Source organism: Roseimicrobium sp. ORNL1 (assembly GCF_011044495.1).
Classification (GTDB): Bacteria; Verrucomicrobiota; Verrucomicrobiia; order Verrucomicrobiales; family Verrucomicrobiaceae; genus Roseimicrobium.
The window spans coordinates 5,883,780-5,900,538 of sequence record NZ_CP049143.1 but is presented as its reverse complement, the minus strand read 5'-3'; the positions used below and the strand labels follow the sequence as shown (position 1 = coordinate 5,900,538).

At 58.0% G+C, this 16,759-nt stretch carries 13 protein-coding genes and 1 tRNA gene; 11 read left to right on the top strand and 3 right to left on the bottom strand.

All coding sequences use genetic code 11. The features are described 5' to 3' along the window. The first annotated feature begins 34 nt into the window (after window positions 1–34). From vccA to glpK, 10 genes are all read left to right on the top strand, one after another. Complete coding sequence (gene vccA, locus G5S37_RS23745; protein ID WP_165207336.1) at window positions 35–4,885, top strand: Verru_Chthon cassette protein A; 4,851 nt, start codon at window positions 35–37, stop codon at window positions 4,883–4,885. A 30-nt stretch (window positions 4,886–4,915) separates the two neighbouring features. Then, complete coding sequence (gene vccB / locus G5S37_RS23740; protein WP_165207335.1) at window positions 4,916–5,446, top strand: Verru_Chthon cassette protein B; 531 nt, start codon at window positions 4,916–4,918, stop codon at window positions 5,444–5,446. Then, entirely contained in the window at window positions 5,443–6,498 is a 1,056-nt protein-coding gene (vccC, locus tag G5S37_RS23735; RefSeq protein ID WP_165207334.1) for a Verru_Chthon cassette protein C, read from the top strand. Before vccB ends, vccC begins: the two co-directional genes overlap by 4 nt. Before the next feature lie 34 nt (window positions 6,499–6,532). After that, a complete protein-coding gene (vccD, locus tag G5S37_RS23730; RefSeq protein ID WP_276616985.1) occupies window positions 6,533–7,219 on the top strand; it encodes a Verru_Chthon cassette protein D in 687 nt (228 codons plus the stop codon). Window positions 7,220–7,437: 218 nt separating this feature from the next. Continuing rightward, window positions 7,438–7,512, top strand: a tRNA-Arg gene (locus G5S37_RS23725). Window positions 7,513–7,678: 166 nt separating this feature from the next. Further along, window positions 7,679–8,707, top strand: a complete 1,029-nt coding sequence (locus G5S37_RS23720) for an NAD(P)-dependent oxidoreductase (RefSeq protein ID WP_165207332.1) — start codon at window positions 7,679–7,681, stop codon at window positions 8,705–8,707. A gap of 7 nt (window positions 8,708–8,714) precedes the next feature. Beyond that, window positions 8,715–9,182 (top strand): GNAT family N-acetyltransferase, encoded by a 468-nt coding sequence (locus G5S37_RS23715; RefSeq protein WP_165207331.1) that lies wholly within the window; start codon window positions 8,715–8,717, stop codon window positions 9,180–9,182. After that, on the top strand, window positions 9,179–10,198 hold the full coding sequence (locus G5S37_RS23710; protein WP_165207330.1) for a dihydrodipicolinate synthase family protein: 1,020 nt from the start codon (window positions 9,179–9,181) through the stop codon (window positions 10,196–10,198). The genes G5S37_RS23715 and G5S37_RS23710 overlap by 4 nt, the downstream gene beginning before the upstream one ends. Before the next feature lie 95 nt (window positions 10,199–10,293). Beyond that, window positions 10,294–11,049, top strand: a complete 756-nt coding sequence (locus G5S37_RS23705) for an MIP/aquaporin family protein (protein WP_165207329.1) — start codon at window positions 10,294–10,296, stop codon at window positions 11,047–11,049. A 5-nt stretch (window positions 11,050–11,054) separates the two neighbouring features. Then, complete coding sequence (gene glpK / locus G5S37_RS23700; RefSeq protein WP_165207328.1) at window positions 11,055–12,599, top strand: glycerol kinase GlpK; 1,545 nt, start codon at window positions 11,055–11,057, stop codon at window positions 12,597–12,599. A gap of 29 nt (window positions 12,600–12,628) precedes the next feature. Here the strand turns inward: glpK and G5S37_RS23695 are convergent, their stop codons facing one another. After that, a complete protein-coding gene (locus tag G5S37_RS23695; protein ID WP_165207327.1) occupies window positions 12,629–12,994 on the bottom strand; it encodes a hypothetical protein in 366 nt (121 codons plus the stop codon). Between the two features lie 88 nt (window positions 12,995–13,082). On the opposite strand from G5S37_RS23695, the gene G5S37_RS32750 reads away from it, so the two are divergent. Continuing rightward, entirely contained in the window at window positions 13,083–13,319 is a 237-nt protein-coding gene (locus G5S37_RS32750) for a hypothetical protein (protein ID WP_276616984.1), read from the top strand. A gap of 147 nt (window positions 13,320–13,466) precedes the next feature. Here the strand turns inward: G5S37_RS32750 and G5S37_RS23685 are convergent, their stop codons facing one another. Next, window positions 13,467–14,318: a nitrate reductase cytochrome c-type subunit gene (locus G5S37_RS23685; RefSeq protein ID WP_165207325.1), complete on the bottom strand. Its 852-nt coding sequence runs from the start codon at window positions 14,316–14,318 to the stop codon at window positions 13,467–13,469. Window positions 14,319–14,330: 12 nt separating this feature from the next. Then, window positions 14,331–16,757, bottom strand: a complete 2,427-nt coding sequence (locus tag G5S37_RS23680) for a molybdopterin-dependent oxidoreductase (RefSeq protein WP_165207324.1) — start codon at window positions 16,755–16,757, stop codon at window positions 14,331–14,333. Between the last annotated feature and the right edge of the window lie 2 nt (window positions 16,758–16,759).

The window sequence follows — 16,759 nt, the reverse complement described above, 5'->3', positions numbered from 1 at the left end:
CGTGGAACGCAACATCAACCAAACGTGCATATCCATGAACACTCGATCGACCTCATCAAACCGGTTGCGACACAACAAGGGAATGGCGCTTATCATGGTGGTAGCCATGCTGACTCTGGCTACGGTGCTGGTATTGGGGCTGCTATCCGTGACATCAACGGATAACAAAAGCTCGAAAGCCTACAGCGCGGGTCAACGGGCGCGTTTACTGGCAGATACGGCCACCGATATCGTCATTGGCCAACTTCAGGGCGCATCGCGGCAGGAGGGGAACAGCCGAACTTTCCACGCGACACAGCCCGGAGCGGCCCGGAAATACAATGCCAGTGGAGCATTCATTACAGGGTACAAACTCTATTCTGATTCAGAAATGGTGGTGAAGGGAAATGGAGCCAGCGCTGAGCTACGCATGGTCAACTCCTCTCCGCCGGATGACTGGAACAGTGAGCAAAATTTCGCCCGCTATGTGGATCTCAACGAGCCCGTGGTACGGCCCAGCCGCAGCGGTGACGGAAGCACGGAAACCTTTTTTCCGATTGTGGATCCACGAGCTTTCCAGGATCAGGGAGCAAAGGGAAATGCGGCGATTGAGGGGTTTTCTTATGGGAAGAAGACCTATGCAGGAACGGAGTTGTCGGGGGTGGTTACTCCGGATGATTCCGCGGATGCAAATGCGCTACGTCTGCCCATGCCCGTGCAGTGGCTGTACGTGCTGAAGGATGGAACGCTCGGCCATCTCGATGCTTCGAACAAGTTTACGCCCGCTGGGGGATCGATGCCGACGTCAGAGAATCCCATTGTGGGGCGGCTGGCCTTCTGGACGGACGATGAGACGTGCAAGGTCAATATCAACACTGCGTCCGAGCCCACAGACTGGGGGGTGCCGACCTTTCTGCATGAGCGTGAATGGCGCTATGCCGAGTATCCGCCTGCGATGAACGAGTACCAGCGGTTTCCCGGTCATCCCGCTACAGTGGCCCTCAGCACCATTTTCTATCCCAAGGTAAATCTGGACATCATGGCCCAGGGGGCGAATACCGCCCAGATCCGGAACATCAAGGAGCGCATCTATGAGATCATCCCCAAGATTAATCGTGGAGGATCGCGGTGCGGCACAGTGCCCTTCGGGCCGGAGAGTTTCGGAGAGGATCAAGCCACCACGGTGGACGTGCTTGCAGCGCGGAAGGAGCGTCTCTTTGCTTCACTCGATGAGTTGATTTTCAGTGAGACCGCTACCGGTGGAAAGCGGGTGGAGAATGACTTCAACGTGGACGGCGTGAAGCTCCTGGATAGCGCCAGCCTGGAGCGGACGCGCTTTTTCCTGACGGCGCACAGCCGGGGCTCTGATGTGAATTTCCTGGGCGTGCCGAAGGTGGCCATGTGGCCCGTAGCGGATGAGAGCAAAGGCAGGAGCTACCGCACAGGCTTTGACAACATGATCGCCTTTTGCTCGACGATCTCCAAGACAGGTACGGGAGAGGAGAATAGCTACTACTTCCGGCGGAGCCTGGCACACAGCGCTACTGTGGATATCAAGCTCCGGCGAAACGATGCACTGATGAGATACCTGGACGCGCTGATGACGAAGGTATTCCCTGCGGGTGCCAGCGGAAATGGGCAATCTTTCCATACCAAGTATGGCGACAACGATTCCCGGCAGGTCCTGGTGAGTATTTTCGACTACATTCGCACCACCAATCTCTATGATGCGATGCTGGCCAAAAAGCCAAGTGAGCTGCAGAATCTGCAGCCAGAAACAGGGACCAATCGTGCCGGCGACTATAGATGGCAGTATGAAAACACTCCCCGGGACGGCAAGACCTACACAGAAGAGAGATTCATACAAACGCGAAAGGGGACCGGCATCGAAACGGATGATATATACAATGGTTCCTTTCCGGGGCACGGGGCGGTGACTCCCGCCGAGTGGAATCCGCCGGGAAGCAATATAACCTACCGTGGGCAGGGGCGCTTCCCAACCATCTCTGAGGTGGCCTTGCACTTCATCTGCACAGGGGACGGCAACAATGATGAAGGAAGCTACCGGATTCCCACCAAGAATCAGGATGGCACATGGGTAAAACCTCCCTTCGAGCCCACAAACGAGAATGTCATCAGCGGTGGGAAGACGGCGAAAAAGTATCAAGTCGGCGCCATGCGATCTGGGGGGAGCGGAGTGGATCCCAGCCTTAACTATACCGGTGATGACTGGGCCCGTGATTCCATGCCTGACAGATTCTTGGGGCAGCAGAAGGCAGTGTGGTACTCCAACTATCCTCCCTACCCTGGAGATCCCAATGGCAGGGGCAGCATTGATACGCGCTCGCCGCAGCTCTACGGAACCGATCGCACTGCAGCGCTGGATTCGCCAAGGCATCCGTCCAACCATCCCGGATACAAGCCTGAGAATTGGAATGCCACGTTGCAACGGGGAGTTCCACTGAAGCAGGGCGAGAAGCGGATTCAAGCGTGCATCCATCTGGAATCCTTCGTGAGTGCCCTGGGCTGGACCAAGGTGCACCCGGAGTTCACTTACGTGGTGGACGGCAACTACATCAATCAGATCCAGGTGGAGAACTCGACCGGCTCCTTTGTATCCCTTTTCAGTACGACTGCCGACGTGGTGGCCAAATCGCGGTCGAATGTATTCGACGGCCAGAGTTCGCATCCTGTGGGTGGAGTGGGGAACTTCCGGTCCTTCGCGGTGGGCAAGCAGGTCAAAGGCGTGAATTCCATGCCGGATGACCCCAGTTATGACACCACTGCATCCGACCTGGCTCACAGCAAGCTCGACAACATGGATCTGGTCAGCAATTTTGTGACTGTATCCGGGCCCCAGTTGAAATTCCGCTTTCCGGCTGGGCATTTCACGATCAAAATTTATGACACTCATGACTGGAAGAGAGCCCAGCCAGTCCAGGAGATTCAGGTCAAGTTCCCAGAGGGCACGCACGCCGCTCCTGTTCCTGAGTTGGTGACTTACACCAGTTTGAAGGATACATGGGAAAGCAGTGGCACCACCTACACCCAGCGCATAACGGACGCCACGCGTTGGTGGGCTTTCAACTATGCCGGCGCCATGAACCGGTACCGGGGAAACTGGGTAACCGGCTCGGTTACCATGACACCGAGAACCGAGTACCTGACCTCCAGCCACGCGAACTACAATGAGCTGCTGCGCAGCAGCGGCCGGTTGAGGCTCTACGATCAGACAAGCAATTCCGGGAACGGTTCTGCTGGCGATGCGCGGTACTTCCCGCAAACGTATTCCTTCATTTGGGGCTACGATCCCAACAGCAGCAACTACAAGGGAATCAATCCGAGAGCGCGTGATCCGCGTCTCACGGACAATGGCTGGGGGACCGATGTCATTCGCAGCGTGATGCCACGGCATGGCGACTACCGGATCCTGGCAGGACGCAAGCTGGTGACGGAGGATTTCTGGGTTCCCAGTCCTCTCTGGAGTGATGTGAATGCACCTTTCGCGCACTCCCTGAGCGCTCACAATGCCAGCGCCGAGCCTGGTTTTCACAGGGGCGGAAGTACTTATGGATCGAGCAGCAATGAGTTCCGCCTTGTGCAGGGGGCAAACTATAACACGGCATACATTCCTGACTCGATCCTGAATGCTGAGTCCACGAAGAACGCCAACGCCTATGGGGACTTCGACAACGGCGTGGGCACCTCGCGGGATGGGGCGTATATCAATAAGCCCGACGAGGGGAACCTGAGTCAACTTCAGAAAAATTACGGAGGAAAGCAGGTGAACATCCGGAACGCCTACTTTGTTGACTCCCAGTACCAGGCCGCCGCCACGGAGAGCTTCTTCACGCCAAACAGAATGGTGACATCCCCCGTGATGTTTGGCTCCCTGCCGACAGGCGTGTGGGGTAGCCGCGCTGCTGGAGGTACAGTTCACCCAAATGCAGCCGCCATTGGCGTGCCGTGGCGCACGCTTCTTTTCAGGCCGCACGTGAAGTATCCCTCGGTAGCCAATTCGTTGAACAGTCATCCCGGCAGTCCGCTGCATGCCAGCGCTGCGGGGGCCACACCGGCGGACCATTATCTGCTCGAACTGTTCCGGATGCCCGTCGTGGAACCGTATGCCATCAGCGATCCCTTCTCCACCGCAGGGAAGATTAACCTGAACTTTCAGATGGTCCCCTTCACACACATCAAACGTGCCACCGCGTTGCACGCACTGATGAAGGGCGAGGTGATGCGCACTGTGCCCAAGGCGGATGCTTCCATCTACAAGAGCTGGCGCACGACTTCCTCCACAGATTGGGACGCCTACAAGATGTACTCCGAATCGGAAGGAACTGCCAAGTACTGGCACCGTAGGATCGATGTGGAGAAGACGCTCAAGCAGTTCGATGAACGATTCGACTTCAACGCGGCAAAGGGCGGGGCAAATGGACTCTTCCGCACGGCGAGCCAGATCTGTGAAGTCCACCTCATTCCCAGCCGCACCAATGCTGCTGGTGAGAGCACCCTGCTTCCTGAAACCATTACCGCCTCCAACCGTGAGCAAGTGATGGCCAAGTTCTGGGAAGCGAATTCGATGACGGGGGACAATCTTCGTGAGGCTCCTTATTCAAACCTCTATGCCAGGCTGACCACCCAGTCGAATGTCTTCAAGGTGTATGTGCGCGCCCAGACCATCACGAAGGCCCGTTCGGGAGATCCCACGATGTTCGACCCGAAGAAGGATTCCGTGACCAGCGCGTATCGTGGGTCTGCCATCATCGAGCGGTACATCGATGCGAAGGACGCTGCGCATCCTCTTCCGGACTACGCTGCCGCCAATGATCCTTTCACACCCCATCCGTTGACGGACTATTTCCGTTTCCGGGTTGTGGAAACGAAACGCTTCTCTCCTTGAGAGAGGCGCAACCTTCACCCCCTAGTTCCCATGAAAAGACGAGCCCCCACCGAAAATGGATTCTCGTTGCCGGAGGTCACTATCGCCGTCGGCATCGCATCGCTGGGCATCCTGACATTGCTCGGGATGATTCCGCAAGGTCTCGATATGGCGCGTGATGGCAGCCGGTCGCTCTCAGAGATCCGCATTGTGCAGCAGATCGTTGGCGAGGCGCAGCTCTCTGACTGGGCAGCCTACATGGAGAAGAATGGGCCTGCTGCATCAGCCCGGACCAATCGTTGTTTCGACGACCAGGGGGTGGAGATTCCCCGGGGAAGTGCCGACATGGACATGCGCCTCGCGTATGTGGCCCGGCTCCAGGTGCAGGATGGGAATGTGCCGATGCCGGGAAACTCCACCAGTACAGCGAGCAGCGGTCCGGCCCAGGACATCCGTCGTCTGAAGATCGAGGTGGCCTCGAGCACGAATCCTGAGTTCGACTTCGCGCAAAGTTCATCGCGGCTCGTGAAAGTTCATACCGCACTCATTTCCCGCACTACACCGGACATTTCATCGCCATGAAATCGACTCGATCCAGCATGCAAGTCATGAAACCGTGGGGACAATGGCTCAACCATTCGAAGGTTGCCGGATTCACCTTGGTGGAACTCCTGGTGTCCATGGCCATCATGTCCATTTTGATGCTGACAATCACCAGCGTCATTGGGGAAACCCAGAAAGCGTGGACTCAATCCGTATCACGCGCCACCCAGTTTCGCGAAGCCCGTGGAGCATTTGATCGGATCGTGCGTAGCATCAGTCAGTCGACACTCAATACCTATTGGGACTACTATCGGGAAAACGATGATGATCCCCTGGAGCCGCCGTCGGGGTATATCCGCAGATCGGAGTTGCATTTCATCTGCGGACCGGCCCCCAGTCTGCTCACTGCCACTGGCGTATCGAGCCACGCCATCTTTTTTCAGGCACCTTTGGGAGTTTCTGATGACGCGCAGTATGAGAAGTTGAGCCATTTGCTGTCAGCTCGAGGATATTTCATCCAGCACGGCAGTGATGCGGCCTTCCGTCCATCCTTTCTATCAGGGCTGGCAAGCCCGCCCGTGCGTTATCGGTTTCGCCTGATGGAGTTCGCTCCACCCACGGAGAACAACCTCGTCTATGCGATGCCGGAGAATTGGTACAAGTCTGCAGGAGCTGCCTCCAACAATTACGCGCGGCCAATCGCGGAGAACCTGGTGGCTCTATTTATTTCACCCAAGGTCAGCAGGGAAGATGTGCCCAATGCGAAACCGCCTACTTACATTGCGCCGGATTATCGATATGATTCCAGACGGGATTCGGAGCCGGGACCCAATCAGGGGACCCAGCATCTCTTGCCGCCCCTGGTGGAGGTGACCTTGGTGGCTATCGATGAGGCTTCTGCACTCAGGTTGGAGGACATGAACGGAAGTGGCATGCCCAATCTTGTTGGTGGTTCTGGGGCGCAATTCGGAGATGCTTCGAGACTCAGGGAAGATCTTGCGGCTCTGGAGGCCTACCTCGTGGAGCAGAAGCTCAATTTCCGCGTCTTCACTACCACGGTCGCGCTCCGCACTGCCAAGTGGAGTCTATGAAGGGCAGAACTTGAAACCCCAGGTTTGAGAACCCATGAAACTCTCATCTTCTTTCCACTCTAAAAAAGCGAGGGCTCTTCGAAACCCCGCATCCCTACAGCGTTCCGCGGCCTTTACCTTGATTGAGATGCTACTCGTGGTGGCAATCATCGGGATTCTCGTTGGACTCGCCACTCCTACGCTGTTCCGAACCTTGCAGGGCAACCGCCTTACCACAGCAGGCGAGCGGCTGCTCAATCAGATCGCCCTCGTCCAGCAGATGGCAGCCACCATGAATCGACCCATGGAGATGCGGTTTTATCAATACGAGAAGGAAAATGAACTGGTGGGTGGACTGCAGTTCCGCACCTACCAGGTGTTTGAGTTGCCGAATGCCTCTACGGAGGCTCAAGCAGGGTCGGGCAGTCAGCCTGTGACAGAAACCCCTTCTGGAGAAGTGGTGGATTTGGGAGAGAGCATTGTCATCGCTTCCAGGAGCAGCTTGACCCCGTTTGCCGCAGGTCCCTTGCTTGATGATGGGAGAAAGTATGTGCAGGACTATTCCGCGAAATACTTCGCCGTCCGTTTCTATCCCAACGGCACCACCAATCTCCCGAAGAACATCAGCAATTCCTACCTGACATTGATTTCGGACTCCGATGTAGAGAAAGATCCGCCTGCGAATTTTTACACGATCCAAGTGGACCCCTACACAGGGAAAGCCCGTCCTTACCGGCCTTGAGTGACGGCAGTCATCAGTAGGTAGCGTAGGGGAACCTCAAGTTGCTTCAGGGATCGCGAGGCAGGATCCGCCACCGAGTGAGCGAGTTCTGCTTGAACCCGTTAGGAGGCAATGCAAAGATGGCCTCTCGCGAATGACGACGGACGAAGTTGAACCTCCGGCAGCACCATGCTGGATTTTCAAGGATGAGTACGGCGTAATTGGCTGAAAATCAACTTGTCCCCGTAGTTCAACGGATAGAACGAGGGTTTCCTAAACCCTAGATTCAGGTTCGATTCCTGACGGGGACGCCAGATCGCAGAGATCTGGTGAGTGAGCGATGGGAATGCTGTTGGTGCTGGTTTCCCACCCACGATGTAATCAACTTCTGACGTGAGTTTGTGCTTCTGTCACCATTGTGGGGTGTCTGGCTAAAAATGGATGACTGAAGCGTACTTGTGGAGCCAGCTACCAGAACGCATGCAAGAACCTGCCGACGTCGCCGAACTTGAAGACCTTCTGAGCCTGCCCACCGCTGGAGTGTGTGAAACGCTCGGCGCGCTGGAGGGCGATGTGGCGATACTTGGGGCTGGAGGCAAGATGGGACTGACACTGGCGCGCATGGTGCGTCGTGGGTTGGACGAGGTCGGTCAGCGTGAAAGGCGGGTCTTCGCGGTATCGCGTTTTTCAGATATCAGGGCACGGGTGGAACTCGAAGGTCACGGCGTCACGGTGATCCCATGTGATCTCCTGGATCGCTCTGCAGTACAAGCCTTGCCTGATGCGCCCAATGTGATCTTCATGGCGGGACAGAAGTTTGGCACGAGCGAGGCACCGGAACTCACCTGGGTGATGAATACACTCGTGCCGGCGAATGTGGCCGAGCGCTATGCCGGATCTCGCATCGTGGTCTTTTCCACGGGTTGTGTGTATCCTCTGGTGCCGCTGGGAGGTCCGGGATCTCGCGAAGAGGATGCATTGGATCCTCCCGGTGAATATGCGGCAACCTGTGTGGGTCGTGAGCGGGTCTTTGCCCACTTTGCAAAACAGCATGGCACGAAGGTGCTCTTCTTCCGCCTGTGCTATGCGAACGATTTGAGATACGGAGTGCTGCTGGACATTGCACAGAAGGTGGCAAATGGACTGCCCGTGGACGTGAGCATGGGGGCGGTGCACGTGATCTGGCAGGGGGATGCGAATGCGCGTGCCATCCAATGCCTGGCACACGCGGCGAATCCACCGTTGGCGCTTAATGTGACGGGGTTGGAACGTGTTTCGGTTAGGTGGCTGGCGGAGCAGTTTGGTGAATTGCTGGGAAAGAAGGCCACCTTCTCCCGAGTGGAAGGAGAGCGTGCTTGGCTCTGGGATGCATCCCGCTCGTACGAGTGGTTTGGAGCGCCTGAGGTTAGCCTGGAAGCGATGATGCAAGCAACTGCGCAATGGCTCCGGCAAGGTGGTGCTACCATCAGCAAGCCCACGCACTTCGAAGCTACAGACGGAAAATTCTGAGCAGACCATGAACATACGACCTTATCAGAGCGGTGATCTGGAAGAGATGCGGCGCATCACCATCGAAGGATTCGACGGCACGGCGATCGATCAACATGTGGAGCGTAACTTTGGACCACTCGCCGGGCATGACTGGCGCTGGCGGAAGGCGCGTCAGGTGGATGAAGACTGCGAGGTGAATCCCGATGGCGTGTTCGTGGCGGAGGAGGACGGCATCGTATTGGGGTACATTTCCACACGCATTGACAGGGCCGTGGGCAAAGGGCGCATCCCCAACCTCGCCGTGGACAGCAATGCGCAAGGGCGTGGCATTGGGCGCAACCTCATCGAGCGTGCCATTGAGTACTGCCGGGGCGAGGGCGTGGCGTATGTGATGATTGAGACGATGGCGAACAACGTCGTGGGCCAACATCTCTACCCCTCGTGTGGATTCGTGGAAGTGGGACGTCAGATCCATTATGCGAAGAAGGTATGAATCCGGAAATTCGCGCGCTATTGGACAAGGGTGTCGCCATCCCTGCGCATCCGCTCGCCTTGAATTCCGCGCGGAAGCTGGATGAGCGGCGCCAGCGCGCGCTTTCGCGATACTACATCGCGGCTGGCGTGAGGGGGCTTGCCGTGGGAGTGCACACCACGCAGTTCGCCATTCGTGATCCACGTGTGGGCTTGTATGAACCAGTGCTGGCTCTGGCTGCCGAGGAGATGAATCGGGCTGCTCGACCATTGGTGCGCATCGCAGGCGTGTGTGGTGAAACTCAGCAGGCGGTTGTTGAGGCGCAGACGTGTGAGAAGCTGGGCTATCACGCGGTGTTGCTGAGTCTCGCGGCGATGCGCGAGGCAAGTGAAGATGCGTTGATCGCCCATTGCCGTGCGGTGGCAGAGGTCATGCCCGTAGTGGGCTTTTATCTTCAGCCCAGTGTCGGGGGGCGCGTGCTGGGGTTCTCTTTCTGGCGTCGGTTTTCGGAGATTGAAAACGTGGTGGCCATCAAGATTGCACCTTTTAACCGGTATCAGACGCTCGACGTGGTTCGAGCGGTCGTAGAAGCAGGACGTGATGACATTGCCCTCTACACGGGGAACGATGACAACATCATTGCGGACTTCCTTACGCCCTACTCCTTTGGCGGCAAAGCGCGGAGGATCGTGGGTGGATTACTCGGGCACTGGTCGGTATGGGCTCAGCGTGCCGTGGAATACCATGAGCGTACGCGAGGTTCGGAGCCGACAGGAGAGTTGCTGCGACTGGGTGTGGAAGTGACTGACTGCAATGCGGCCTTCTTCGATGCGGCAAATCATTACCACGGTTGTATTGCAGGTCTCCATGAGGTGCTCCGTCGACAAGGATTGCTGGAGGGCATCTGGTGCCTCGATGTAAACGAAGGTTTGAGCCCGGGGCAGAGGGATGAGATTGACCGGGTGTATCAGGCATATCCGCATCTCAATGATGATGCGTTTATCGCAGAGCATCGGGACGTGTGGTTGGGGGCTTGACGTAAAACGTCGCTTACTAGGTTGGTTGCACGCGTAAATGTATTGACGCGCGAAGGGGCTTCTGCGCTGACTAGTGCCAACGCTTCCTATTCATCATGTCACCCTACCTTGCAGAAGTTGTGGGCACGGCGTTGCTCATCCTTTTTGGAGACGGAGTTGTCGCCAATGTGTTGTTGAACAAATCAAAGGGCCAGGGAGGAGGCTGGATCGTGATTACGGCCGGATGGGGCATGGCGGTCATGATTGCCGCCTACTCCGTCGGCACGGTCAGCGGGGCGCACCTCAATCCCGCGGTATCCATTGGACTGGCCGCCATTGGCAAGTTCGATGCGGCTCTAGTACCTGGATATATTGCCGCCCAAATGGTGGGTGCCATGATCGGGGCCGCGCTGGTATGGCTGGCGTATCTGCCTCACTGGGCCGTCACTTCGGATCAGGGTGCGAAGCTGGGCATCTTCTGCACAGCGCCGGGCATTCGCCATACACCGGGAAACCTCATCTGTGAGATTATCGGCACGGCGGGGCTGGTCTTTGGCGCGCTGGCGATTCCTTCAGAAAGCAATTTCACCGCTGAGGGTTGGTCCACCGGGTTCGGTCCAATGCTGGTGGGGTTGTTGGTATTTGCCCTCGGTTTGTCACTGGGAGGTCCAACGGGATATGCCATCAATCCTGCGCGAGACCTTGGACCACGCATCATGCATGCGTTGTTGCCCATTCCCGGCAAGGGCGGTTCTGATTGGGGCTATGCATGGATACCCGTTGTGGGACCAATCATCGGCGGATTGATCGGCGCCGGACTACATCACTTCCTTTTTGCCCAGAAAGTCATCGAGAAAACCACACTTCCCTGACGACCATGCCCTACGTTCTCTCTCTTGATGCCGGCACCACGAGTGTGCGTGCCATTGTGTTTGATCACGACGGCCAGATCAAAGCGGTCGCCCAGAAGGAAATCCGTCAGATCTATCCCAAGCCTGGCTGGGTGGAGCATGATCCCCAGGAGATCTGGTTCTCCCAGATTTCAGTGGCTGTGGAAGCTCTGGGGAGAGCCAGAATCAAGCCCAGTGATGTGGCGGCAGTGGGGATCACAAACCAACGGGAGACCACCGTCGTGTGGGATCGCAATACGGGCGAGGCTATTTGCAATGCCATCGTCTGGCAGGATCGGCGCACGGCGGGCATGTGCGATGAGGTTCGCGCTGCTGGCCATGAGAAGATGATCCAGCAGCGCACAGGTCTGCTCATCGATGCCTACTTTTCCGCCACGAAAGTCGCCTGGATGCTGGAGAATGTACCTGGGGCACGCAAGAAGGCAGAGGCAGGTGACCTGCTCTTTGGCACGGTAGACACGTGGCTCGTGTGGAAGCTCACCAGTGGCAAGCATGCGCATGTCACGGACCCGAGCAATGCCTCTCGCACCATGCTCTACAACATCCAGACGGGTGAATGGGACAAGAAGCTCTGCAAGCTTTTCAATGTGCCGCTGAGCATGCTGCCCGAAGTGCGCTCTTCGAGTGAGGTGTATGGAGAGATCAGCACCTCGCTTGGTTTGCAGGGAGTTCCTGTGGCGGGCATCGCGGGAGATCAACAGGCGGCGCTCTTTGGTCAGATGTGTGTGAAAACTGGCTTGAGCAAGAACACCTATGGTACGGGCTGCTTCCTGCTGCAGAACATCGGCACCGAGCCGGTCGTTTCCAAACAAAGGTTGCTCACGACGGTCGCGTGGCAACTGGGCAAGAAGCGCGAGTTTGCCCTGGAGGGTAGCGTCTTCATCGGCGGCGCGGTGGTGCAGTGGTTGCGTGATGGTCTGCAATTGGTGCGTTCCGCGCAGGAGGTGGATATGTTGGCAAACTCGGTGCCGGACAGCGGTGGGGTTGTCGTGGTGCCGGCGTTCGCGGGTCTCGGTGCTCCGCATTGGGATGCCTATGCGCGTGGCACCATTGTCGGCATTACTCGTGACACCAGTGCGGCTCACCTCGCACGTGCTGCATTGGAAGGCGTGGCGTTTCAGATTGCTGATCTCATGGATGCCATCGTGGCGGACACCGGGAAGAAATTGCCGGAGCTTCGTGTCGATGGCGGTGCTTCCAGGAGTGAGCCGCTGATGCAGTTTCAGGCGGATCTGCTCGGTGTTCCTGTAGTGCGTCCGATGGTCATCGAGACCACGGCGCTCGGTGCGGCCTATCTTGCGGGGCTGGCTGTGGGCTTCTGGAAGAATACAGGCGAGATCTCCGGCCAGTGGCAGGTCGACAAGACCTTTGAGCCGAAGATGCCCAAGGCGAGAGTTCAAGAGCTGAGGGAGCGATGGAATGAAGCCCTGCGGCGCGCGCAGGGCTGGGAACGTCAGGAGTCCAGGCTTGCTCGGAAGAAGCCAGCCAGAAAGTCCGCGAGAATGAAATGAGCTGACGGCAGACAATCGGGCAGGGTATCTCACCCCTGCTCGAAATCATGGCGGATTCTCACGAGGCGAAATCCTTCGGGTAGCACCATGATCGTGTCCCACCATTCTCCACTGTCAAAACGATAGCGCACCTGCATGGCCCGTACTCCTCGTGTTTGCAGGAGATCCTGTGCTTGGGCCAACGTGAGGGTGGACTTTTCCGGCACGTGGTTCTGCGGGCCATATTTGGGAATGATCTCCGTGACGACGGTGCAGTTGTGGTAGTCATCAAACAGTTGCGCTAGCGTCGCCTCAGTGAGCATGCCGCCGTGCAGTTCCGGCAGGGGGGGCGTGTCGGCGTTTGAATTCGCCGGGGCTTCGGAGGATAGGCTTTGATCGGTAGTGGTATCGGACATGCGAAAATCTGGAGTGGGCTTTGCTTGTGGAGCGGGCAGACTGAAGCCGAATGCTCATCCCATCGGCGCAACGGGCTTCTTCGCCAGCATGAGTACGGCCTTTCGAGGAGCGGGGCACACATCAAAACAGATGCCGCATCCGGTGCAGACTTCCGGCATCACGGTTGGCATGCCTCTCTGCGAGACCATGGCCCCCGGCACGGGGCATCGCTCGACACACACGGCGCAGAATGAGGTGAGCGCGATGCAGAAGCGGCCCTGCACCACCGCGACGCGGCTGATTTCAGATGCTGGCACCGGTGTCGGTGCCGTAGTCGTGGCATGAGCGGGCGATGATGGGACGACCTCACGTGGCGAGGGTTCCCGCCGCGTTGCAGATGGTTTCGTCATGCGATTCTGCCAGGGGCGCAGGACGCTCGAGAACCACTCCCGTCTGGAGCATCGTTCCTTCATGTCATGGGGGAGTAAGAAGTCATTCGCCTGCTTCCTCCTGCACTAGTTTCTCTGAGGCCCAAAGTGTCCACGCGGTGAAGAACCCAGCCGGCAGCCCGGGTTGGGTGGGCACATGACACTGCACACACTGTTGCCGCTCCGGGTGACTTGTGCGCAGCCCCACGAGGCCTATCGGCCCGTGGCAGCTCATGCAGTCTGAGCGCATCAGGGTGGGATGTGGGATGGTGGGTGGAGCGCCGGGCCAGGCGCGTGTACCCTTGCCGTGGGACTCTATTCCTTGAAAAGTGTTCCCTTGGCCGAATTCTGCCATCAGGTTCCCGTCCGTGGTGTGCAGTTGTGTTCCACCACCTGGCACATGGCATTGGGTGCAGCTCGAGAAATGTGCATGGCTGATTCTGGAAGCGCTCCTGTCACCGACCATCAGTCCTGGTCCATGACACGCCAGACAGGACGCAGATGATTCCTGCGTGATCGGGTGAGGCACCACGGGAGGAGCTCCATCAAACGCACGTCGTTGTGCGCGCTTGGTTATAGCTTGGGCACGTTGCTCATCTGTTGCAGGTTTCAATGGCCCTGGAGGCGGTGGCGGTTGGATGAGCTTGGTCAGATCATTGCGCCACTGCGCATTGCTGCCATCGCGCAGCCAGTCTTGTTTCGCGTAAGACACCGCGACCGGGACACCACCCGGCGGAACCTCGGTGAGATCCCGCGGATCTGTCACGATCTGCAGCGGCACCGTCAGGTTCAATTGCGATCGCGTCTGCAGCAGTCCCATGAAGAAGCCGCTTACGGCGGTGGTCACCAGCACGACGCCACCCACCTTCAGCCACTTTGCGCGGCGTGCTTTTTCAGCTGGTGTGAGCGGAGACATGATTCTTTGGATTCAAATGGATCCCGTGCTGGCGGCGAGTCCTGCTTTGGTGACGGTGGCTGCACACTTCTTGTAGTCCGGCTCCTTGGATATCGGGCATGTCACATCCAGGGTGAGCAGATTGCAGAGCAGACGTTCATCAAAGAAGGGAATGAACAACGTGCCTCGCGGTGGATGGGCGCGACCGTCCACCCACACCGGCAGCCGTAGCTCACCCCGTCGTGTCTTCACGAGCACCGAGTCACCATTGCTGATATCGCGCTCCCTCGCGTCTGCCGCATGCATTTCCACATACGCGAATGGCATGGCACCGTGTAGCTGGGGAATGCGCATGGTCATGGTGCCAGTATGCCAGTGCTCCAGCACCCGGCCCGTGCACAGCCAGAAGGGGAATTCCGCATCGGGGATCTCCGCAGGTGGTGTGTGAGGTGCAAACCACACCTGCGCACGGTCATCCTTGGTGGTGGAATGGTAGAACTGGATCCCCGTGCCCTTCTTCACGTAGGGATCGTCGAACTCCACAAAACGGAATCTTGTTTCGCGCCAGGATCCGTCCGGTTGCTGGACCACCGGCCAACGCAGGCCTCGCGCTTTCACATACTCCTCATAGGGCGCCAGGTCCTTGTGCTTCAGCCGGGAGAAGGGCCGGTATTCTTCAAAGAGCGCCTTGTCGATATTGATGTCATGGTAGTGGGACCATTCCCACGCTGGCACTTCCTTCCCTGCCTCGTCCTTGAAGGTGAAGAGGAATTTTCCGTCTTTGTCCTTCATTCCGGGATGTCCGAGGTCAAACAACTTGCGTGCTACCGCGATATTCTGCCAGGCATCGTCGCGCGCTTCGCCGGGTGGATTCACCATCTTGAACCACTGCTGCGTGCGCCTTTCCGAGTTGCCGTAGATACCATTCTTCTCCACCCACATTGCGGAGGGGAGAATGAGGTCCGCCAACTCGGTGGTGGCCGTGGGGTACACGTCAGAGACGATGAGGAACTTGTCCTCCAGTCCCCTTTTCGCCTTGAACAGTTTGTGAAGGTTCGGCAGTGACTGACCGGGATTGGTCACCTGCACCCACACGGTGCTGATGTCGCCGCCCTTGTCCGTGGGCGTGCAGAATTTTTCCCACATCAGCACGGTGTGGTAGCCCATCTTCGGTTTGATGCGTCCTGCGGGAACATTCCAGAGGTTCTCCGAGTCCGCGCGATGTTCCGCATTCTCCACGAGTCTGCCGCCCGGGAGGAAGTGGCACATGGTGCCAACCTCACGAGCTGTACCGCAGGCGCTGGGCTGCCCCGTCAGCGAGGTGGGTGCATCTCCCGGCTTTCCGAAATGGCCGCTCAGCAGGTGGATGGAATGACACAGGCGATTGATGTCCGTCGCACGGTTGTGCTGGTTGAACCCCATGCACCAGGTGCTGGTGATGCGGATGTCCCGTCTGCCGAAAAGATCGGCAAGCATCTGGATCTTCTCAGCAGGTACGCCCGACAGCTCGGCCACATGCTCGGGCGTGAAGGGCGCGAGCGAGGCCTTGTATTCCTCAAAGGTCATGACTTCGCCATGGAGGGCCGCTGCAGTCTTGTCCTGGCGGAAGTTGCAGTGCCGTTCGATGAATTCCTTGTCATAGGTGCCATTCTTCAGCAGCAGATGGGCGATGCCGTTGGCGATGGCGAGGTCACCGTTTGGCTTGAACTCGAAATAGTGATCTGCAAACTCCGAGCTGCGTGTGCGTCGGGTTCCTAGGTCGATGACAGTCAGCTTGTCTCCGCGAGTGCGACGATCGATGACCCTGCTGAAGAGCACCGGGTGCATCTCGGCCATGTTGTTTCCCCAGAGAATCAGCACATCGCACTTGTCCAGGTCATCGTAGGCGCCAGCGGGCTCGTCCACGCCATACACACTGAGAAATCCCGTCACGGCACTGGCCATGCAGAGGCGCGCATTGGGTTCGATGTGGTTGTTGGAAAGCCCGGCCTTCATGAGCTTGTTGGCTGCATAGCCCTCGGGAATGGTCCACTGCCCCGAGCCATAGATTGCACACTTGTCCGGCGCTGCCATGATGCGCTGTGCTATCACGTCGATGGCTTCCTCCCATGAGATGGGCTCCAATTTTCCGCTCTTGCGGAGCATCGGCCGCGTGAGGCGATCCTTGCCGTAGAGCGCCAGCCCCACGTGGTATCCCTTCACGCACAGCAGACCCTTATTTACCTCGGCGAGCTGGTCTCCCTCGATGGCCACCACCCGCTCATCCTTCACGCCCACACGCACGTGGCACCCCGTCCCGCAGAAGCGGCAGGGTGCCTTGTCCCACTTGATGCCACTTGCGTCCGGCTGAGGTGGCGGCGTTTCGGCCGCGTTGGAGCCCGCGCGTGCTGCGGCCACGGCTCCAGCTCCAGCAAGCGCCGAGAGTTTCAAAAGCTCGCGGCGATCAAGTTGCGCATTCATGG